Source organism: Streptomyces sp. HUAS TT11, assembly GCF_051553595.1.
Classification (GTDB): domain Bacteria; phylum Actinomycetota; class Actinomycetes; order Streptomycetales; family Streptomycetaceae; genus Streptomyces.
Map to the genome: position 1 here is coordinate 4,277,092 of NZ_CP196184.1, position 18,795 is coordinate 4,295,886.

18 protein-coding genes are annotated in these 18,795 nt (G+C 71.3%); 6 read left to right on the forward strand and 12 right to left on the reverse strand.

Annotated features, from left to right (window positions below; translation table 11 throughout):
• The first annotated feature begins 292 nt into the window (after positions 1–292).
• Positions 293–1,705 carry a glutamate decarboxylase gene (locus ACSHXN_RS19140; RefSeq protein ID WP_355131117.1) on the forward strand — a complete coding sequence of 471 codons (1,413 nt, stop codon included), beginning with the start codon at positions 293–295 and terminating at the stop codon, positions 1,703–1,705.
• A gap of 56 nt (positions 1,706–1,761) precedes the next feature.
• On the opposite strand, the gene ACSHXN_RS19145 is transcribed toward ACSHXN_RS19140, so the two are convergent.
• The 6 genes from ACSHXN_RS19145 to ACSHXN_RS19170 form a co-directional block, all read right to left on the reverse strand.
• Positions 1,762–2,490: an ABC transporter permease gene (locus tag ACSHXN_RS19145; protein WP_355131339.1), complete on the reverse strand. Its 729-nt coding sequence runs from the start codon at positions 2,488–2,490 to the stop codon at positions 1,762–1,764.
• A 77-nt stretch (positions 2,491–2,567) separates the two neighbouring features.
• Complete coding sequence (locus tag ACSHXN_RS19150; protein ID WP_355131119.1) at positions 2,568–3,524, reverse strand: ATP-binding cassette domain-containing protein; 957 nt, start codon at positions 3,522–3,524, stop codon at positions 2,568–2,570.
• A gap of 73 nt (positions 3,525–3,597) precedes the next feature.
• Entirely contained in the window at positions 3,598–4,239 is a 642-nt protein-coding gene (locus ACSHXN_RS19155; RefSeq protein ID WP_355131121.1) for a PadR family transcriptional regulator, read from the reverse strand.
• A gap of 25 nt (positions 4,240–4,264) precedes the next feature.
• Positions 4,265–4,813, reverse strand: coding sequence for a DinB family protein (locus ACSHXN_RS19160; protein ID WP_355131123.1), 549 nt, complete (start codon positions 4,811–4,813; stop codon positions 4,265–4,267).
• A gap of 128 nt (positions 4,814–4,941) precedes the next feature.
• Complete coding sequence (locus ACSHXN_RS19165) at positions 4,942–6,402, reverse strand: aldehyde dehydrogenase family protein (protein ID WP_355131125.1); 1,461 nt, start codon at positions 6,400–6,402, stop codon at positions 4,942–4,944.
• A gap of 136 nt (positions 6,403–6,538) precedes the next feature.
• Positions 6,539–7,375 carry a helix-turn-helix domain-containing protein gene (locus tag ACSHXN_RS19170; protein WP_355131341.1) on the reverse strand — a complete coding sequence of 279 codons (837 nt, stop codon included), beginning with the start codon at positions 7,373–7,375 and terminating at the stop codon, positions 6,539–6,541.
• A gap of 346 nt (positions 7,376–7,721) precedes the next feature.
• On the opposite strand from ACSHXN_RS19170, the gene ACSHXN_RS19175 reads away from it, so the two are divergent.
• The gene (locus ACSHXN_RS19175; protein ID WP_356109219.1) at positions 7,722–8,210 is read left to right on the forward strand and encodes an ATP-binding protein; all 489 of its coding nucleotides are present in this window, start codon (positions 7,722–7,724) and stop codon (positions 8,208–8,210) included.
• A 104-nt stretch (positions 8,211–8,314) separates the two neighbouring features.
• Here the strand turns inward: ACSHXN_RS19175 and ACSHXN_RS19180 are convergent, their stop codons facing one another.
• The 4 genes from ACSHXN_RS19180 to ACSHXN_RS19195 all read right to left on the reverse strand — a co-directional run bounded on the left by ACSHXN_RS19180 (position 8,315) and on the right by ACSHXN_RS19195 (position 9,943).
• Positions 8,315–8,563: a DUF397 domain-containing protein gene (locus ACSHXN_RS19180; RefSeq protein ID WP_059133632.1), complete on the reverse strand. Its 249-nt coding sequence runs from the start codon at positions 8,561–8,563 to the stop codon at positions 8,315–8,317.
• 180 nt (positions 8,564–8,743) lie between these two features.
• On the reverse strand, positions 8,744–9,205 hold the full coding sequence (locus ACSHXN_RS19185) for an SRPBCC family protein (RefSeq protein ID WP_355131129.1): 462 nt from the start codon (positions 9,203–9,205) through the stop codon (positions 8,744–8,746).
• On the reverse strand, positions 9,202–9,561 hold the full coding sequence (locus ACSHXN_RS19190) for an ArsR/SmtB family transcription factor (RefSeq protein WP_059133630.1): 360 nt from the start codon (positions 9,559–9,561) through the stop codon (positions 9,202–9,204). The genes ACSHXN_RS19185 and ACSHXN_RS19190 overlap by 4 nt, the downstream gene beginning before the upstream one ends.
• 10 nt (positions 9,562–9,571) lie before the next feature.
• Complete coding sequence (locus ACSHXN_RS19195; RefSeq protein ID WP_355131131.1) at positions 9,572–9,943, reverse strand: VOC family protein; 372 nt, start codon at positions 9,941–9,943, stop codon at positions 9,572–9,574.
• Between the two features lie 525 nt (positions 9,944–10,468).
• Here ACSHXN_RS19195 and ACSHXN_RS19200 point away from each other — a divergent pair.
• Both ACSHXN_RS19200 and ACSHXN_RS19205 read left to right on the forward strand, forming a co-directional pair.
• Positions 10,469–10,984 carry a hypothetical protein gene (locus ACSHXN_RS19200; RefSeq protein WP_355131133.1) on the forward strand — a complete coding sequence of 172 codons (516 nt, stop codon included), beginning with the start codon at positions 10,469–10,471 and terminating at the stop codon, positions 10,982–10,984.
• Between the two features lie 127 nt (positions 10,985–11,111).
• Positions 11,112–11,621, forward strand: coding sequence for a DUF4232 domain-containing protein (locus tag ACSHXN_RS19205; protein ID WP_438303405.1), 510 nt, complete (start codon positions 11,112–11,114; stop codon positions 11,619–11,621).
• Between the two features lie 7 nt (positions 11,622–11,628).
• Here ACSHXN_RS19205 and ACSHXN_RS19210 read toward each other — a convergent pair whose 3' ends face one another.
• Positions 11,629–12,747: a DUF2786 domain-containing protein gene (locus ACSHXN_RS19210; RefSeq protein ID WP_438303406.1), complete on the reverse strand. Its 1,119-nt coding sequence runs from the start codon at positions 12,745–12,747 to the stop codon at positions 11,629–11,631.
• 120 nt (positions 12,748–12,867) lie between these two features.
• On the opposite strand from ACSHXN_RS19210, the gene ACSHXN_RS19215 reads away from it, so the two are divergent.
• Both ACSHXN_RS19215 and ACSHXN_RS19220 read left to right on the forward strand, forming a co-directional pair.
• On the forward strand, positions 12,868–13,602 hold the full coding sequence (locus ACSHXN_RS19215) for a Clp protease N-terminal domain-containing protein (RefSeq protein WP_355131139.1): 735 nt from the start codon (positions 12,868–12,870) through the stop codon (positions 13,600–13,602).
• A gap of 56 nt (positions 13,603–13,658) precedes the next feature.
• Positions 13,659–15,353 carry a bifunctional 3'-5' exonuclease/DNA polymerase gene (locus tag ACSHXN_RS19220; protein ID WP_355131141.1) on the forward strand — a complete coding sequence of 565 codons (1,695 nt, stop codon included), beginning with the start codon at positions 13,659–13,661 and terminating at the stop codon, positions 15,351–15,353.
• Between the two features lie 72 nt (positions 15,354–15,425).
• Here the strand turns inward: ACSHXN_RS19220 and ACSHXN_RS19225 are convergent, their stop codons facing one another.
• Positions 15,426–18,539 (reverse strand): BTAD domain-containing putative transcriptional regulator, encoded by a 3,114-nt coding sequence (locus ACSHXN_RS19225; protein ID WP_438303407.1) that lies wholly within the window; start codon positions 18,537–18,539, stop codon positions 15,426–15,428.
• Positions 18,540–18,795: the final 256 nt, after the last annotated feature.

Consider the following 18,795-nt stretch of genomic DNA (forward strand, 5'->3'; position numbering starts at 1 on the left):
GTGCTGAGCGTGCTGCTCGCGATCACACCGGCGGGGCATCCATGAGCCGGCGGGCGGCGGGGAACCCATGAAGCAGCGGGAGGAGGACACACGGAGCGAGAGGGCCCGGAGCGGCCACCACAGAGCAGTCGAGGGGCCGGAGCCGGGCGAACGGGTGATGCACCGGCGACCGGTGAACCGGCGGGCCCGCAGGCCCGATGAACATCAGGACGTCCGGATCCGGTGATCCGGGCGGCCGGATTCCGCAGGAACTGCACGCGTACTGCACCGACGTGATGGGAGACGAGACACGATGCCGCTCCACACCGGCCCGGGGAAGCCCGATGAGCGCCCCATGTCGATGAACCCCTTCTTCGGGGAGGCGAACCCGGTCGTCGAGATGAACCAGGCGCCGCCCAAGCACCGGCTGCCCGACGGGCCGATGCCGCCCTCGGTGGCGTATCAACTGGTCCACGACGAACTGATGCTGGACGGAAACTCCCGACTCAACCTCGCCACGTTCGTCGGCACATGGATGGAGGACCAGGCCGACCGGCTGATGTCGGAGTGCCGCGACAAGAACATGATCGACAAGGACGAGTACCCGCGCACGGCGGAGCTGGAGCGCCGCTGTGTGGCCATGCTCGCCCATCTGTGGAACGCACCGGACCCCAAGTCCGCGGTGGGCTGTTCGACGACCGGCTCCAGTGAGGCCTGCATGCTCGCAGGGATGGCGCTGAAGCGGCGCTGGGCCCGGCGCAACGCGGACCGCTACCCCTCCGCGGACGCCCGCCCGAACCTGGTCATGGGTGTGAACGTGCAGGTCTGCTGGGAGAAGTTCTGCAACTTCTGGGAGGTCGAGGCGCGCCAGGTGCCCATGGAGGGCGACCGGTTCCATCTGGACCCGCAGGCGGCCGTCGACCTGTGCGACGAGAACACGATCGGGGTCGTGGGCATCCTCGGATCCACCTTCGACGGGTCCTACGAGCCGATCGCCGAGCTGTGCGCGGCCCTGGACGACCTTCAGGAGCGCACGGGTCTGGACATCTGCGTGCACGTCGACGGCGCGTCCGGGGGCATGATCGCGCCCTTCCTCGACCCGGACCTGGTGTGGGACTTCCGGCTGCCGCGGGTCGCGTCGATCAACACCTCCGGCCACAAGTACGGCCTGGTCTACCCGGGCGTGGGCTGGGCGCTGTGGCGCGACAAGGAGGCACTCCCCGAGGAACTCGTCTTCCGGGTCAACTATCTGGGCGGCGACATGCCGACCTTCGCGCTCAACTTCTCCCGGCCCGGCGCCCAGGTCGTGGCCCAGTACTACACGTTCCTGCGGCTCGGCCAGGACGGCTACCGCGCGGTCCAGCAGGCCGCGCGGACCGTGGCGCAAGGGCTCGCCCACCGAATCGAGGCGCTGGGCGACTTCGAACTGCTCACCCGCGGAGACCAGTTGCCGGTCTTCGCCTTCACCACCGCACCGGATGTGCAGGCGTACGACGTCTTCGACGTGTCGCGGCGCATGCGCGAGTTCGGCTGGCTGGTCCCCGCGTACACGTTCCCGGCCAATCGCGAGGACCTGTGCGTGCTGCGGATCGTGTGCCGCAACGGCTTCTCGACGGACCTCGCCGACCTGTTCCTCGAGGACCTCGGCCGGGCCCTTCCGGCACTGCGGCGGCAGCCTCACCCCTGGACCCGCGACAAGCAGAAGGCCACGAGCTTCCATCACTGAGGGGCGGCACGGCCGCCCACGCCCAGGGCGCGAGCGGCCGTCGGACCGCCGTACGGCTACCGGTTCAGCCGCCCGAACCTGCGCACCGCCAGCGGGAAGAAGACCGCCAGCAGGGCCAGGGGCCAGACGACGGCGGCCCAGACGTGCCCGGCCTCGCCGCCGGGCCCGCCGACCAGGTCGCGTACGGCCGTCGCCGTGCGGGACATCGGGTTCCACTGAACCGCCGTGCCCAGCCAGCCGGGCATGGAGTCCGGAGCGGCGAAGGCGTTGGAGAGGAAGCCGACCGGCCAGACCAGGATCTGTACCGCCTGCACCAGCTCCGGCTTCCCGGCGACGAGCGCCAGGTGGATCCCGATCCACAGCATCGCGAAACGGAACAGCAGCAGCAGGCCGACGGCACCGAGGAACGCGGTGACCCCGTTGTGCACACGCCAGCCGAGCGCGAGCCCCACGCCGGTCAGGGCCGCCAGACCGAGTACGGACTGGAGCATGTCCGCGGCCGCACGGCCCACGAGCACGGCGCCGTCGGCCATGGGCATCGCCCGGAAGCGGTCGATCACGCCCTTGTCGAGGTCCCGGGTGACGGCGAGCATGGTGCCCTCCAGGCCGAAGGCCATGGTGAGCGCGAGCATCCCGGGGACGAGGTAGTCGAGGTAGTCGCCGGTGACACCGCGGCCGCCGCCGACCAGGTAGCCGAACATCAGCAGCAGCATCACGGGGAAGACCAGGCCGACCAGCACCTGGACCGGCTGCCTGGCCCAGTGGGCGAGTTCGCGACGGGTCATGGTCCAGCAGTCGGCGAGGACGTGCGCGCCCGGCACGGCGGCGGGGCGGGCGGGGCCCCGATGGGCGAAGGCCGTGCTCACGCGGCCTCCTTCACGTTCCGGTCCGCGCCGGTGAGATGCAGGAAGACCTCGTCGAGGGTGGGGCGGCGCAGGGCGATGTCCTCCGCCTCGATGCCGGCCGCCTCCAGGGCGCGTACGACCCCGGAGAGCGCCGCCATGCGGTCGGTGACCGGGGCGCTGAGCAGGCGCCGGTCCGCGTCGAGGGAGACCTCGTCCCCGGGCAGTGGCCACAGGGAGCGGGCAGCGCCCAGCAGGCCGCCGTCGCGCAGTACGACGTCGATACGGTCGCCGCCGACGCGGGCCTTGAGTTCACCGGCCGTGCCGTCGGCGATCACCCGGCCGTGGTCGACGACCGAGATGCGGTCGGAGAGCTGGTCGGCCTCCTCCAGGTACTGGGTGGTGAGCAGGACCGTCGTGCCGCCGCCCACCAGGGAGCGGACCGCGGACCACACCTCGGCGCGGCCGCGCGGGTCGAGGCCGGTCGTCGGCTCGTCCAGGAACAGCACCTCCGGTTCGGTGATGAGGGACGCCGCGAGGTCCAGGCGGCGCCGCATGCCTCCGCTGTACTGCTTGACCGCCTTGCGCCCGGTGTCCTCGAGGCCGAAGCGCACGAGGAGTTCGGCTGCGCGCTGCCGTGCCCCTCGGGCACCCAGGTGGTGCAGGCGGCCGAACATCTCCAGGTTCTGAAAGCCGCCGAGCTCCTCGTCCAGGGCCGCGTGCTGTCCCAGCAGGCCGATGCGGAACCGCACCTGCCGGGCACCCCTCACCACGTCGTGCCCGGCCACCTCGGCCCGGCCGCCGTCCGGCCGCACCAGGGTGGACAGGACGCGGACCAGGGTCGTCTTGCCCGCGCCGTTCGGACCGAGGACCCCGTGCACCGTGCCGCGCCGGACCAGCAGGTCGAGCCCGTCCAGCGCCGGTGCGCCGTCGTACTTCTTGCGTACCCCTTCGACAGTGATCGCCGTCTCGGCCACCCGTCGCTCCTTCGCTAGTCAAACTTGACTACCGAGGGAAGGTAACGCGACCGAAGGCATTGGTCAAACTTGATTAGTTCGCATCCCCCGGATGCGGCTCCCCCGTCGCGTACGGATTCTCCTGGCCCTCCGTCAGAACGCCCACGAACGGCTCTCCCTCCCCCGCGAAGGAGTACGCCCCGCCCTCGATCCGCTCGACGAGCCCCCGGGTCCAGGCCGCGTCGGAGTCCGCGGTGTGGACCCAGAGGTTCATGATCTCGCCGATGTGGCCGAGCTGTCCGGGACCGTCCTCCGGGATGTAGTGCTCGGTGACGGCGGCCCGCCACGCCTCGATCCGCCGGGTCCGCTCCCTCAGCAGGTCCAGCACCTCGTCCCGCGGCAGGTCGACAACGAAGCCGATGGCCGCGGACTGGATGTCCATCTTCTGGTCGTACGCGACCAGGGACTCACGCAGGAGCCGCAGGAATTCCCCGGTCCCCTTGTCCGTGATCTCGTACTCGGTGCGGGGCGGCCCGCCGGCCGTCGACGGGGCGACCTCGTGCGCATGCAGCAGTCCCTGCTTCGCCATCTGCTTCAGGGCGTGGTAGATCGAGCCGGGCTTGGCGTTGGACCACTCGTGCGCGCCCCAGTACTCCAGGTCGTTGCGCACCTGGTAGCCATGGGCCCGCCCGTGCTGACGGACGGCGCCCAGCACCAGGAGACGGATCGCTGACATGCGCTCCAGCGTAGGACGCGGCGGATCAGCCCCAGGACGTGCCCTGCTCCAAGGCCACCAGCTCGAAGGCCGTCTTCCCGTCCAGCGACTCCCTGACGATGTCAGCGTGACCCGCGTGCCGGGCGGTCTCACGGATCAGATGGAGCAGCAGCCAGCGCATCGAGACCCGCTCGTCCGGCGGGAACCACGGGTCGTTCGGCAGCGCGAACGTGTCGTCGAGGCTCGGCACCGACCGGATGAACGCCTCGGTCTCGTCGGCGACCTTCCGCCAGTACGCGAGCTGCGAGTCGACCGTCTCGTCGCCCATGAGCCGGAAGCACTCGTGCCAGTTCGACTCGTCCCGCGGTACCGCGGGGGGCTCACCCTTGGCGCGGGCGATCCAGCCCTGTTCCACCTCGGCGGCGTGCTTGAGCAGCCCGGACAGGGTCAGTTCGCTCGCACTGGGCCGGCTCGCAGCCTGCTCCTCGGTGAGGCCGAGCAGGGCCCGGCGCATACCGCCGCGCTGCTCCTCCAGGAAGGAGAGCAGTGCTCCGCGTTCATCGCCCTGCGCCTCGGCACGCACATGAGTGACCATGACAGTCCGCCTTTCACCGGTTCCGGCTGGTTCGCCCTTGCCTGACACCGATGAAGCTACGGGCCCTTGCGGTCGACTTCTGTCCGCAAGGGCCCGGGGGACGAGGAATGACCGACAGGCGGTCGGCGTCAGAACGGGAAGGCGCTGCGCCCGTGCTGCACGGAGATCCACTTCAGCGTGGTGAAGGCCTCCACGGTCGTCTCGCCGTTCAGCCGGCCGACGCCCGAGTGCTTCTCCCCACCGAAGGGGACGCGCGGCTCGTCGTGGACGGTCCCGTCGTTCACATGGAACATGCCCGTGTCGATCCGCTGGGCGAAGGCGACGCCACGCTCGATGTCGCCGGTGTGGACGGCACCGCTCAGTCCGTACGGGGTGTCGTTGACGATCCGCACGGCCTCCTCCTCGCCGTCGAACGGGATGAGGAAGGCGACCGGACCGAAGATCTCCTGCCGCAGCAGGTCGGAATCGGCCGGGACGCCCGTCAGCACCGAGGGCTCGACGAGGTTGTCGGTGGTCCTGCCGTGCACCAGCGCGATCGCGCCCTCGGCGATGGCCTGCTCGACGGCGCCCGAGACCGCGTCGGCCTGCGAGGAGTTGATCACCGGGCCGATGACGGTCTCCGGGTCCCGCGGGTCGCCGACCTTGAGGGACTTGACCTTGGCGACGAACTTCTCGGTGAACTCCGCCTGCAGCGAGCGGTCCACCAGGACCCGGTTGGCGGCCATGCAGACCTGGCCCTGATGGACGTACCGGCTGAAGACGGCCGCGTCGACGGCGTAGTCGACGTCCGCGTCGTCCAGCACCACGAGCGCGCTGTTGCCGCCGAGTTCGAGGACGGACCGCTTGAACAGCGAAGCGCAGACCGTGGCGACGTGGCGGCCGACCTTGTCGGAGCCCGTGAAGGAGATGACCTTCGGGATCGGGTGCTCGAGGAACGCGTCGCCTATCTCCGCTATGTCCGTGATGACGACGTTCAGCAGACCGCCCGGGAGCCCGGCGTCCTCGAAGATCCTGGCGACCAGGGAACCGCCGACGATGGGCGTGTCCTGATGCGGCTTGAGGACGACGCCGTTGCCGAGCGCGAGCGCCGGGGCGACCGACTTGATCGACAGCAGGAACGGGAAGTTGAAGGGGCTGATCACTCCGACGACACCGACGGGCACGCGGTAGAGGCGGTTCTCCTTGCCGTCGACCGGCGACGGGAGGATCTTGCCCTCCGGGCGCAGCGTCAGCTGGATCGACTCGCGCAGGAACTCCTTGGCGAGATGCAGCTCGAAGGCGGCTTTCACCCGGGTCCCGCCGAGCTCCGCGATGATCGCGTCGGCGATCTCCGTCTCGCGCTCCTCGATGATCCCGAGAGCCTTCTCGAAGACGGCGCGGCGGCCGTACGCGCTGATGGCCGCCCATTCCCTCTGGGCGGCCGCGGCGGCCCGGTACGCCTCGTCGACCTCGTCGACCGTGGCGATCGTGATCGACGCCAGCTTCTCGCCGTCATAGGGGTTGAAGTCGATGATGTCCCAGGAGCCGGTGCCCTGGCGCCACTCACCGCCGATGTACTGCCGAGCCAGATCGGTGAAGTAGGACGACATGTGATCCCTCAATCCCTCGCAGCCGAAGCAGACACCCGTTCACCTGCCCGTAATCACGACACGGTCTGATCTCGCGTCATCGTACGCATGTCCAAAAGGAGTTGGGGAACACCTCGAACGCACTCTGCGCGGACACTCAGGAAAGCTGGAGCAGACCCCGCAGCAGATCGCGGCTTTCGTCCGGACCGGGGCTGTCCTGCTGCAGCTGCTTCATGGCCGACTCGTACTGGGCGACGTCCTCACGCTTGTCCAGATACAGCGCACTGGAGAGCTGCTCCAGATAGACCACGTCGGACAGGTCGGACTCGGAGAAGCTCAGAATCGTGAAGGAGCCGCTCTCACCGGAGTGCCCGCCGAAGCTGAACGGCATGACCTGAAGCCGTACGTTCGGGTGTTCCGAGATGTCGATCAGATGCTGGAGCTGGCCCCGCATCACCTGCCGGTCGCCGTAGGGCCGGCGCAGCGCGGCCTCGTCGAGCACCACGTGGAACTCCGGGGCGTTCTCCGCGACGAGGTACTTCTGGCGCTCCAGCCGCAGCGCCACCCGCCGGTCGATGTCCGCGACGCTCGCGCCCTTCATGCCACGGGCGACGACCGCGTGGGCGTACGCCTCGGTCTGGAGCAGGCCGTGCACGAACTGGACCTCGTAGGACCGGATCAGATGGGCTGCCCCCTCGAGCCCCACGTACGTCGGGAACCAGTTCGGCAGAACGTCCGAGTAACTGTGCCACCATCCGGCGACGTTGGCCTCCTTGGCCAGCGACAGCAGGGACGTTCGTTCGGCCTCGTCGGTGATCCCGTACAACGTCAACAGATCCCCGACATCGCGTGTCTTGAAGCTCACCCGTCCCAACTCCATGCGGCTGATCTTCGACTCCGAGGCCCGGATCGAGTAGCCGGCCTGCTCCCTGGTGATGCCGCGCGCCTCCCGCAGACGCCGGAGATGGGATCCCAGCAGAATGCGCCGCACCACCGACCCGCTCGAGTCCCCAGCGCTCACGTTCGTCAGCCTCCCCAACCGTCCTTCAGATCGCGAAGTCTGCCACTAAAACACTTCGAGCAGTACTCGTACGGTTACAGAAACGGAAAGCAGCCGAAGGGAATCCGCAGGCAGGCATAGGGAGGTGGCGAGCGGGCGGCAAGAAAGTGTCAGAAGAAACAAGCAGAAAGCGGTACGGGAACCACCAATTCCGGCGCGTGCACGTGCATCTGCCCTTGCATCTGCCTGGCTCATCCGAAACCATGGTCCCGCGCCACCGCTGCATCGCCACGACCGCGAACACTCGGGAGTGCCTCGCATGGGGACGAATAGATCGACCATGCTCGAGCCCTTACGGCAGGGACTTCCGCCGCTCGACCCCGCGGCCGTGTCCAACTCCGCCTCCTGCGCTCTTCCCGCCCGCCTCGAAGCCGTACGCGAAGCACGGCAGTTCACCCGCAAGACCCTCGGCCAGTGGGATGTGGGCGATCGGTTCGACGACGTCTGCCTCGTGGTCTCCGAACTCGTGACCAATGCGCTGCGGCATGCGCTGCCCTCGCCGGCGCGGGACGGGGGCGAACAGGACGCACCGGTGCGGCTGCATCTGATGCGCTGGACCTCGCGCCTGGTGTGCGCCGTGCGCGATCCCAGTCACGACGGTCCGGTCGCGGGCGACTCGGACGACTTCTCGGCGGAGTCCGGCCGCGGGCTGTTCCTGGTCGACTCGTTCGCCGACAGCTGGGGCTGGCATCCGCTGGCGGGCACGCTGAGCGGCAAGGTGGTCTGGGCGCTCTTCCTGCTGCCGGCCGGCCCGGTGTGCGCCGAGTGAAAGCCACGGCCCTTTTCTGAGGTCGCGGTTCTACGCGTGTTGCGGCCCGTGGCACATCGGTGCACCGCGGGCCGGACGCTTTCACCCCGACCCGGCCGGGCCAGTCAGGCGATCAGATGGTCGAACTCGCCGTCCTTCACGCCCAGCAGCATCGCCTCGATCTCCGCACGGGTGTAGACCAGGGCGGGGCCGTCGGGGAAACGCGAGTTCCGTACCGCCACGTCTCCCCCCGGCAGCCGGGCGAACTCCACGCACGACCCCTGCGAGTTGCTGTGCCGGCTCTTCTGCCAGGCCACTCCGCTCAGCTCCGCGGCAGCCATGCCGTTGTACACGTCGTACACGTCGTGGTCCACAGGTCGCTCCCCGAACGGTGCATTTGGCTGGTGTGGCCATTGATGCAGTGGTCAACTGTCAACTGCCCCGGATCATAACTCCGTTCACATGCAGCTGCATGCGCAGATGCACGTGCACGGGGGGTGTTCCTGCGGTTACAGCTTTTACAGTCCCTTGACTACTGCCTGACTGCGGCCTGACTACAGTCGGTCAAGCGTCTGCCCCAGAGCCCGCATTACATGCGATCTCCAGCCCCCGTGCATGATCGTCCGCGCTGTCATCTGTGCCGGGTCGTCCGGGTCGAACCCTTCATGCACTAGGAAGAGACGCGTCCCGCGGCCTTCCTGTTCCAATGTCCATGTGATGGTCCAGTCCGCGGGATTGGCGGGGTCCGCGTCGGCCCACCCCACACGCAGCATCCGCTCGGGCTCATAGGCGAGAACCTGCACGTCGACGGTGCCGGAGAACCTGGTGTTGGGCCGCGGCACGGAGGTCATCGTGTAGCGGTGCCCCACTTCGAGCCGGAAGTTCTCGGAGCCCGGCATCTGCCACTGGGCCAGCAGTCCGGGCTCGGTGAGGGCACGCCAGACCTTGGCCGGCGGATGCGGCAGGAACTGGTCGACGCGGATCGTGGTGAGGTCGTCTCCGGGCGCGGTGCTCATGGCCGGTCATCGTCCGGCATACGGTCGAGCAACTCGCCGAGCCCCCGCAGTCGCTGCCGCCAGAACCGCTCGTACGGATGGAGCCAGTCCTGCACCTCGGCGAGCGGGGCCGCCTCCAGGCGGTAGATGCGCTGCCGGCCCGAGCGCTGCTCGGAGACGAGGCCGGCCTCCCGGAGCACCTTGAGGTGTTCCGAGAGGCTCGGGCGTCGCATGTCGAAGCGGTCGGCCAGGGCCTGGACGGGCTGCGGTCCCTCGTCGCGCAACAGCCGCAGCACCTCGCGGCGTGTGCCGTTGGCGAGCGCGGCGAAGACGCGGTCCTCGGCGGCGGTGTCCGCCCCGGCCCCGGTCGTGGTCATGCCGGACTCCCTATCCCTGTGCCTCCGTCAGCAGCATCAGACCGTTGCCGTCGGGGTCCTGGAAGGACGCCATCCGGCCCCACGGGAGGTCGTCCGGGCCCTGCACGGACACCCCCGCCCCGGCCAGCCGTGCGCAGTCGGCGTCGACATCGGTCGTGACCAACATGATCCCCCGGGTCGAGCCGGGCTCGAAATCGCCCATCCCGGGACCGGAGAGCGTGAAGACGGTCTGCGCACCCCGGGGAGCGACCTGAAGCCACCGCCCCTGCGGCAGGTCCAGATCGGCGGAGACCTCGAAGCCCAGGATCTCCGTGTAGAAGCGCAGGGCGCGGTCCTGGTCGGCGACGGGAAGAGTGACGAAAGAAGCGTGTGTGACGGTCATGCGGCCACCATAGGTAGGCGATTCCCTACCCGTCAAGCGTAGGAAATCCCCTACTCATCACGGCGTCGCACGGCCGTCGCGGCACGGTGGTCCCCGGAAGGCGTGAACGGACGCCCGCAGCGGTCCGGGCCCGTGACCCTGACGTGAAGATCCGAGGAGACCAGGGACCGGTACGGCGAAGAATGCGTGGATCGCGACGATCGGGATGCATCGGGGCGCCTGTCGCGCGGCAGGCCGCGCGCCATGCCGAACCGCGCGGGGATCATCGGCTGTCGATCACGGGAGGGCCGGCGTGTCTCTCCGCCCGGCGGCAGTCGTGCAGGCAGGGGCGCGGGGACCGGGCCGTCCGGAGCGGAACCGGAGGAGCGGGCCGCACGACGGCGTCCCCAACTTCGGCCCGTGCCGGGTCGGCCCGCGTGAGCAACCGCACGCCCGGCGTCTCCCCGGCGCCCTCAGGCCCTCCTGGTAGCTTGCTGCGATCGTCCCCATGACCTCATCGGCAACCCGGCACCCTGGGAGACTCCAGTGACAGCGACGCATGTCACGCGCCGGCAGGCGCGCATCGCACTGACGGCCGCCGCGGGTCTCGCGGCCGCGCTCGTGCTGACCGGCTGCAGCGGCGACTCCGGGGGCAGCGACTCCGCGAGCGGTGCGGCGTCCACGCCGAGCGCGTCCGGGGCCACGGCGGACACCGGCGGGGACTCCGGCACACCGGGCGCCGCGGCCGGGAAGCTGGAGGGCAGCTGGCTGGCCACGACGGGCGGCAAGGCCGTGGCCCTGGTGATCACCGGCAAGCAGGCGGGGCTCTTCGCGACGGGCGGCACCGTCTGCACGGGTGTGGCGGGCGGGGAGTCGGGCAAGCAGACGATCCACCTCAAGTGCACCGACGGCAGCGACGACCGCGGGACCGGGACGGTCGACTCGCTCGACTCGCGGAACATGAAGGTGACCTGGCAGGGCGGCATCGGCGCGGAGACCTTCATGAAGGCCGAGGGCGGCACGCTGCCGAGCGGACTGCCGACGGCGAGTCTGGGATCCTGACCTCCAGCTTCGCGCGACGGGCCGCGGGATCCGGGACCGGGTGCACACACGGCGACGGGGGCGCGCAACCCCGCTCCGCCCGACTGCGTGATGATCCATGCACATCGTCACGACCCAGAGGACCTTCATGCGCACCCTCCACGTCCGCCTCTCCGCCGCCGCCTTCACCACGGCCCTGGCTCTGACCGCCTGCGGCAGCGGCGGGGACGGCGGCAAGGAAGCCGACCCCGCCGCCTGCCGTATCGGCGTCGAGGTCGGTCCCGGCAATGCCGCCACCAGCCCCGGCGACACCGGCAACGTCCCGGTCACCCTCACGAACCGCGACAGCAAGCAGTGCACTCTGAAGGGCTTCCCCGCCATCGAGTTGCGCGACGGCGACTCCGCCTGGACCGTGCCCGGCGAGGAGGGCGCGAAGCCGGCCGGAGTGACGCTGCAGAAGGACGAGACGGCGACCTTCACCATCACGTACGTCCGCGGTGACGGCGGATCCGGCAGCGCCCCGGCCAAGACCGTGAAGATCGACGTTTCGGGCGCGGGCGACGCGGGCAGCCACCCGTGGTCGTACGGCGACGTGGCGCTGAAGGGCGCGAAGACCCCGGACGCCTCGGTGAGCGCCGTGCAGGTCGCGGGGGACTGACCCGGTCTCAGGGGAGCCGGGGCCGTCCCGCCACCTGCGCCCGGTCGGCGGCCGCGGCCCCCTGCTCCCATCCGGCCGCGTCGCCGACGCCGCGCAGCCGCGTGGTGACCGTCTCCGGGAACATCCGCTCCATCCGGTCGGCGACGGCCACGTCCCGGGCCACGAGCACGGGCAGGAGATCACCCTCGCTCTGCGCGACCTGCCCCTCGGCCGCGGCCCGGAGCCGGTCGCCGATGCGGTGCGCATACGCGGCCAGGAACGACTGCCGGAACGTCTTCGTACGCTTCCGGCCGCCCTTGCGCTGCGCCGCCTCCGCCTTCGTCATCGCACCGATGGCCTGCACGAGCAGCGAGGTGTAGAGCAGTTCGACGGCCTCCAGGTCCGGTTCGAAGCCGATGACGGTGGAAAAGCCCAGGGCCTCGTGCCACACGGCCCGGCAGCGGTTCGCGGTCGCCACGGCGTCGAGGAGCACCGCCTTGGCCGTCTCGTAGGGCGGCTCGACCCCGATACGGCAGGCGCCGGGGGCGTCCCCGGGGTGCGTACGGGCCGCGAGCAGCGCCTCGTCGATGCTGTGCCGCGCCATCAGCTCCTGCGCCTTGGCGCTGAGCGCCTCGGCCTCCTCGGGGTACCCGGTCGCCTCCGCCTTGGCGAGCAGGGCGCGGACGCGGGCGAGCATGCGTGACTCCGGCTGCTGCGGGGCGGCCTCCTGCCCGGGTGCCTCGAGCTGTTCGAGGGCGGGCAGCCGCAGGAGCAGGCGGTACAGCTCAAGAACCGCGGTGGCGTGCGAGAAGCGGTCGGGAGTCCCCGAGGGCTCCGCATCGAGGTCGCGCAACTGTGCGGCCCAGCGCGGGCCGGGGGGCGTCCGCTCGCCGGCCTCCCCGAGGATCAGCGCCGACACGAGGCGCACATGAGGGGCGTCGAGTTCGCGGCGCACGATGCGTACGACATCGGCCGGCTGCCAGCCCCGCCGCCATGCCGCGGCCACGAACTGCTCGCCGCGCCGGACGAGTTCGGCGTCGGCTCCGGGATCGGCGGCGAGCAGCGAGGCACCGGTGTCGAGGGCCGCGTCGGTGTCGTCGTAGAGGGCGGTCCGGAAGGCGCGGTCCACGGTGGTCGTCGTACTCACGCGTTCGATCGTGACACGAGGCGCAGCCGAGCACGCCGCCCTCCCCTCCCCCGTCCGCACGCCACAGGCAGGTGTCAACCGTAGGTTGACACTCCCCGAGTGTCAACCTACGGTTGACACATGACGGAGAAGCCGTACACCTCAGCGAACCTGCGTCTCGACGACCTCATCGAAGCCATCAAGAAGGTCCACACGGACGCACTCGACCAGCTTCAGGACGCGGTGATCGCCGCGGAGCACCTCGGCGACGTGGCCGACCATCTGATCGGCCACTTCGTGGACCAGGCCCGGCGTTCGGGCGCGTCCTGGACCGACATCGGCAAGAGCATGGGCGTCACCCGGCAGGCGGCCCAGAAGCGCTTCGTGCCCAAGGAGTCCGCGGACCTCGACCCCAACCAGGGGTTCAGCCGGTACACCGTCCGCGCGCGCAACGTGGTCATCACCGCGCACAATCACGCGAAGTCCGCCGGCAACGCCGAGACCGTCCCCGAGCACCTCGTCCTCGGGCTCCTCGCCGAGCCGGAGGCGCTCGCCGCGAAGGCGATCGCCGCCCAGGGGGTCTCGCTGGACGCGGTGCTCGAGGCGGCGACCGCCGCCCTGCCGCCCCGCGCCGAGGACGCCCCCGAACTCGTTCCCTACTCGCCCGCCGCGAAGAAGGCCCTCGAACTCACCTTCAGGGAGGCGCTGCGCCTGGGTCACAACTACATCGGCACCGAGCACATCCTCCTCGCGCTCCTCGAGCAGGAGAACGGCGAAGGCCCGCTGACCGGCCTCGGCATCGGCAAGGACGCGACGGAGGCTCACGTGCTCAAGGCCCTGGACGACATCCGCAAGCAGCTCTCACAAGAGGACTGAGCCACCCGGCCGGCACGTCCGGGCCGATGTCAGACCCCCCTGCCACACTTCGCAGCATGACCGGGCGCTGGGCTCTCGCTCCGGCCGAGGACGGTGGCGCGGAGGTCGCCGCCCTCGGCCCGGACGGGCTGCTCGCCGGGCCGGTGGTCAGGGAGGGGGATCTCGTCGAGGCCGTCCGGGCACGGCCGGAGGTCACCCGGTGGGTGTGGCGGTCCACCGCCGACGTCCAGCCGCGTCTGCTCGCCACGGGGGTGCGGGTCGACCGGTGCTATGACGTCGAGGCCGCCGAGACCCTCCTCCTGGGCCACGAGGGGCGTCTCGGCGAGCCCCGGTCGGCGGCCGCCGCGCTGGCCCGGCTGCGCGGCGGCCCCGTACCGCCGGACCCGCCGCCGCGGTCCGCCGAGCCCGGCTCGCAGTCCTCGCTCTTCGAGCCCAGCCCCGTGCACGTCCCGCTCCGGGACCTCGTCGAGGTGTACGCGGACCAGCTGCGCCGGCACGAGTCCACCGCTCGTCCCGACCGCATGCGCCTGCTCATCGCCGCCGAGTCGGCCGGCATGCTGGTGGCCGGTGAGATGAACCGGTCCGGGCTGCCGTGGAGCGCGGACGTCCACCGCGAGCTGCTGCACGACCTGCTCGGCGAGCGGTACGCGGGCGGCGGCGAGCCCCGGCGGCTGGCCGAGCTGGCCGACGAGGTCTCGGCCGCCTTCGGCCGCCGCGTCCGGCCCGACCTGCCCCATGACGTCGTCAAGGCCTTCGGCCAGGCCGGCATCCGGGTGCGGTCCACCCGCCGCTGGGAGATCGAGTCGGTCGACCATCCCGCCGTGAAGCCCCTGCTCGAGTACAAGAAGCTGTACCGCATCTGGGTCGCCCACGGCTGGTCGTGGCTGCAGGACTGGGTGCGCGACGGCCGCTTCCGCCCCGAGTACCTGCCGGGCGGCACGGTCACCGGCCGCTGGGTCACCAACGGCGGCGGCGCCCTGCAGATCCCCAAGATCATCCGACGTGCCGTGGTCGCCGATCCGGGCTGGCGGCTGGTCGTGGCCGACGCCGCCCAGATGGAGCCGCGCGTCCTGGCCGCCATTTCGCGCGACCCGGCGTTCATGGAGGTGGCGGGCCGCGACGACGACCTGTACCAGTCGGTGTCCGACCGGGCCTTCTCCGGTGACCGCGCCCAGGCCAAGATCGCCGTTCTGGGCGCGATCTACGGCCAGACCTCGGGGGACGGCCTGAAGAACCTCGCCGCTTTGCGCCGCCGTTTCCCGAAAGCCGTCGCGTACGTCGACGACGCGGCACGCGAGGGCGAGGAGGGCCGCCTCGTCCGCACCTGGCTCGGGCGCACCTCACCGCCGGCCGCCGGTGCCTCGGACGACGCGACGGAGGAGGCGGGCATTCCGCAGGAGGACGGCCCTTCGGCGGCCGAGGAGACCCAGCAGTGGATGCCGGGATACGCCTCCACCAACTCCCGTGCCCGCGGCCGCTTCGCGCGCAACTTCGTGGTCCAGGGCAGCGCGGCGGACTGGGCCCTGCTGATGCTCGCCGCGCTGCGCCGCGCCTGTGCGGGCCTGGCCGCGGAGCTGGTCTTCTTCCAGCACGACGAGGTCATCGTGCACTGCCCGGCCGAGGAGGCGGACACGGTGGTGGCGGCGATCCAGGAGGCGTCGGACCTGGCGATGCGGCTGACGTTCGGCGAGACGCCGGTTCGCATTCCGTTCACGACGGGCGTCGTCGAGTGCTACGCGGAGGCGAAATGACGTGGCGCGCAGGACCGGGGGTGATCCGCCGCCCGCGCACGACCTGCGGGTCGTTCCGCCTTCCCGCTCGGCTCAGCCCTCCGCCAGCAGTTCCCTGAGCTCCCCGGCCACCGGACTGTCCGTGCCGTCCAGCGCGGCGAGAGCGGTCTCCCACTGCCGGCGGGCCTCCTCGGCGTCGCCCTCCGCCCGGAGAAGCAGACCGCGCTGGTGGAGCGCGAGCCCCTCGGTGTAGCAGTCGCCATGACGGGCGGCGAGCGCCAGCAGCGCCTCGCACTCGTGCGTGGCCCGGTCCGCATCCCCCCGCCCGCGCAGCGCCCGCACCAGCCCGAGCCGGGTCTGCGACTCGCCCTGCCAGTGCCCGTGCCCGCCGAGCACCCGCAGACTCTCCTCGAAGTGCGGCAGGGCGGCGTCCGGTTCACCGAGGGTGAGATGGGCGAAACCGATGTTGCAGTGCGCGGAGTGGCGGACGACGACGTGCCCGATCCGCTCACCGATCTCCAGGCTGCGGCGGTGATGTCCGATGGCGGCCCGCGGATCCGTGTGCTCGTAGAGGTTGCCGAGGTTGCTGTAGGTGATGGCCTCCTGCATCGGGTCGTTCAGCACCCGCGTGTACTCCAGGCACTGCCGCAGTGCCTCGCCGGTCTCCTCGTAGCGGCCGAGGCTCTCCAGGAGCAGCGCCCGGTTGTTCAGGCCGCGGCACAGGCAGGACAGGTGGTCGAGCCGCCGCCAGATCTCCAGCGCCTCGTCCAGCAGGGCCAGGGCGTCGTTCCCGTGGCCCTTCAGGAAGTGCAGCCCCGCCAGGTCCACCAGCGCGTAGGCCTCCGCGGGCGCGTCCACCAGCCGGCGTGCGCCGCGCAGCGCGGCCCGCACCAGAACCTCCAGCTCCGTCACCCGCCCGCGGCGTTGGAGGTGCGAGGCCAGCCTGCGGACGAGCAGGGGCACATGGGCGGAGGTGTCGGCGTGGCGCTCCACGAGCGCGACCATGTTCTCCAGTTCCAGGCCGAGCCAGTCGGTGGCGGCCTGCGCGGAGCCGAAGGCGGCGACGGCGGCCACGTCCGCGCGGTGCGTCCCGGGCTGTGACGGTGTCTCCCGGAGCCGGTCCTCGCGCTCCGCGCCCGGCGCGACGACGGCCTCGAAGGCCCGTGCGGCCACGGCGCTGTACCAGCGCAGGGCGCGATCGGCGGCGAGGCGGTCCGTCTCCGCGGCACCCTCGCGCCTCGCGGTCTCACGGGCGAAATCCCGGACGAGGTCGTGCGGCGTGTACCGCCCGTACGCGGTCTCCTCCAGCAGCGCGACGTCGACGAGCCGGTCGAGGGCGGCCTCGGCACGGCGTTCGTCCGTACCGAGGAGGTGGGCGAGCAGGGGTGCCCCGTAGCCGGGGAGGTCGAGGACGCCGATACGGCCGAGGGCACGTGCCGCGTCCCGGTCGGCCTCCCGGTCGGAGGCGCGCAGTGCGTCGTGGGCGACGGCGAGCGAACTGCGGACGCTCAGATCGTCGTACTCCAGGTGGTGCAGCCGCCCTTCGGTGGCGGCCAGTTGACCGGCCAGGACGTCCGGGGTGAGCGCACGGCGGGCGGCGAGGCGCGCCGCGACGACACGGAGGGCGAGCGGCAGCCGGCCCGCGAGTTCGACGAGCGGATGCCCGGCGTCCAGCCCGTCCCGGCCCGAGACCGCGCGGAGGAGCGCAGCGCTCTCCTCGTCGGACAGGGGCGTGAGCGGAAACCGGTGCGCGCCGTCGAGCGCGGTGAGCGGGGAGCGGCCGGTGACGATCACCGCGCAGCCCGGGCCGCCGGGCAGCAGCAGGCGCACCTGGGCGGCGTTCGCCGCGTCGTCCAGCACCATCAGGGTGCGGGTGGGCGCGAGGAGCGAACGGAGCAGCGCCGCTGCGGCGTCGGGGTGTTCGGGGATGCGGCGCGGCTCGACTCCGAGGTCGCGCAGCAGTGCCGTGAGTGCCTGCTCCGGGGTGAGCGGAACCCTGCCGGGGGTCGCGCCATGCAGATCGACATAGAGCTGACCGTCGGCGAAACGTTCCCGCAGGCCGTGCGCGACATGCAGGGCGAGTGCGCTCTTGCCGACTCCGGCCATACCGCTGAGCACGGCGACCCGCGGCGCACCGCGTTCCGCCCCGAGGAGCCGCAGGAGTTCCTCGGCCAGGACGTCCCGTCCGATGAAATGGGCGGGTGGGCCCGGCAGTTGGGCGGGGCGGGGTACGGGTGGGCCGGGCCGGGCGTTCGCGGGATGGCCGGCCGGTGCACGAGCGCCGTCCGCACCGTCCCCTGTTCCGCCGCCCGTACCGCCCCCGGACCCGTCGAGCGCGGCCGTCCCGCCCTCCGCCGCGCGACCCGCGTCGCCCGCCTCCGTGCGCTCCGGCCGTCCGCCGCCGGAGAGCGCAGCCTCGGCGGCGCCCCTTCGGCTCCGGGCTCCGGCACCGTCGTCCCGGAGTATCTCGAGATGGGCCTCGCGCACCGCGGCGCCCGGTTCGACACCCAGTTCCTCGATGAGGCGTCCGCGCAGGTCCCGGTGGACGGCCAGGGCCTCGGCCGGGCGGCCGGTGCGATGCAGGACGAGCATCAGCAACCGGTGGAAACCCTCCCGCAGCGGATGCTCGGCGACCAGAGCGGTCAACACCGGCACCAGACCGCCGAGCCGGGCGCCCCCGACATGCAACTCGGCCTCGCAGCGCCATTCCAGGGCGAGCAGCCGCGCCTCCGTCAGGCGCCGCACCAGCGCACGCCCACCGGCCTCCAGCGGCAGGCCGCAGAGCGGGGCTCCACGCCAGAGCACGAGCGCGGCCGTCGCCTCGCCGACGGTGCGTTCCCAGTCGCCCTCCGCGTGTGCGGTGCGCGCCGCGGCGATGCGGTCCTCGAAGACGCGGACGTCCAACTCCCCGTCCTCGACCCGCAGACGGTAACCGGGGGCCACGGCGCGCAGACGCTCGGCGCCGTCGTCGCCGAGGAGGCGGCGCAGCCGGGTGACGTGGTTCTGCAAGGACGCCTGCGCCGAGGCCGGCGGCGCCCCGCCCCACAAGGCGTCCTTGAGCGCGTCGACCGAGACGACCCGGCCCGGTTCCAGCAGCAACGCCACCAGGAGGGCCCGTGCCTTGGCACTGCCGATCAGCCGGATCCCACCGTCGGCCTCGTACACGACAGGCGGACCCAGCAGCCCGAACCGGAGCTCGTACCGCATAGCCGCTCCGCTGCCCTTCCGCGCGGCCGGAGCGCCGCGCCTGCGTCACCTTGCGGCACGACCGCCACGTGCCGCCTCTTCACGCGGCCCGACGGCCGCGGTCCGTCGTCGACTTCACGGACTTCACATCCGCATACGACGGGTTCCAGCCGTCCGGCACGCGACTCCTGCGGAAACCGTCCGGCTCACGGCCTCAGCAGCCGTTGGGCACATGTTAGCGATCCGTTGGCGTGGCCTGATGTGATCCCTTCAACGG

What these genes read in the sequence shown, in the direction of transcription:
- ACSHXN_RS19190 (WP_059133630.1), bottom strand. Translation starts at nt 9,561, where the DNA reads ATGACCACGACCGGGGCCGGGGCGGACACCGCCGCCGAGGACCGCGTC.
- ACSHXN_RS19215 (WP_355131139.1), top strand. Translation starts at nt 12,868, where the DNA reads ATGACGGAGAAGCCGTACACCTCAGCGAACCTGCGTCTCGACGACCTC.
- ACSHXN_RS19220 (WP_355131141.1), top strand. Translation starts at nt 13,659, where the DNA reads ATGACCGGGCGCTGGGCTCTCGCTCCGGCCGAGGACGGTGGCGCGGAG.
- ACSHXN_RS19145 (WP_355131339.1), bottom strand. Translation starts at nt 2,490, where the DNA reads ATGACCCGTCGCGAACTCGCCCACTGGGCCAGGCAGCCGGTCCAGGTG.
- ACSHXN_RS19225 (WP_438303407.1), bottom strand. Translation starts at nt 18,539, where the DNA reads ATGCGGTACGAGCTCCGGTTCGGGCTGCTGGGTCCGCCTGTCGTGTAC.
- ACSHXN_RS19165 (WP_355131125.1), bottom strand. Translation starts at nt 6,402, where the DNA reads ATGTCGTCCTACTTCACCGATCTGGCTCGGCAGTACATCGGCGGTGAG.
- ACSHXN_RS19155 (WP_355131121.1), bottom strand. Translation starts at nt 4,239, where the DNA reads ATGTCAGCGATCCGTCTCCTGGTGCTGGGCGCCGTCCGTCAGCACGGG.
- ACSHXN_RS19175 (WP_356109219.1), top strand. Translation starts at nt 7,722, where the DNA reads ATGCTCGAGCCCTTACGGCAGGGACTTCCGCCGCTCGACCCCGCGGCC.
- ACSHXN_RS19205 (WP_438303405.1), top strand. Translation starts at nt 11,112, where the DNA reads ATGCGCACCCTCCACGTCCGCCTCTCCGCCGCCGCCTTCACCACGGCC.
- ACSHXN_RS19195 (WP_355131131.1), bottom strand. Translation starts at nt 9,943, where the DNA reads ATGACCGTCACACACGCTTCTTTCGTCACTCTTCCCGTCGCCGACCAG.
- ACSHXN_RS19185 (WP_355131129.1), bottom strand. Translation starts at nt 9,205, where the DNA reads ATGAGCACCGCGCCCGGAGACGACCTCACCACGATCCGCGTCGACCAG.
- ACSHXN_RS19160 (WP_355131123.1), bottom strand. Translation starts at nt 4,813, where the DNA reads ATGGTCACTCATGTGCGTGCCGAGGCGCAGGGCGATGAACGCGGAGCA.
- ACSHXN_RS19140 (WP_355131117.1), top strand. Translation starts at nt 293, where the DNA reads ATGCCGCTCCACACCGGCCCGGGGAAGCCCGATGAGCGCCCCATGTCG.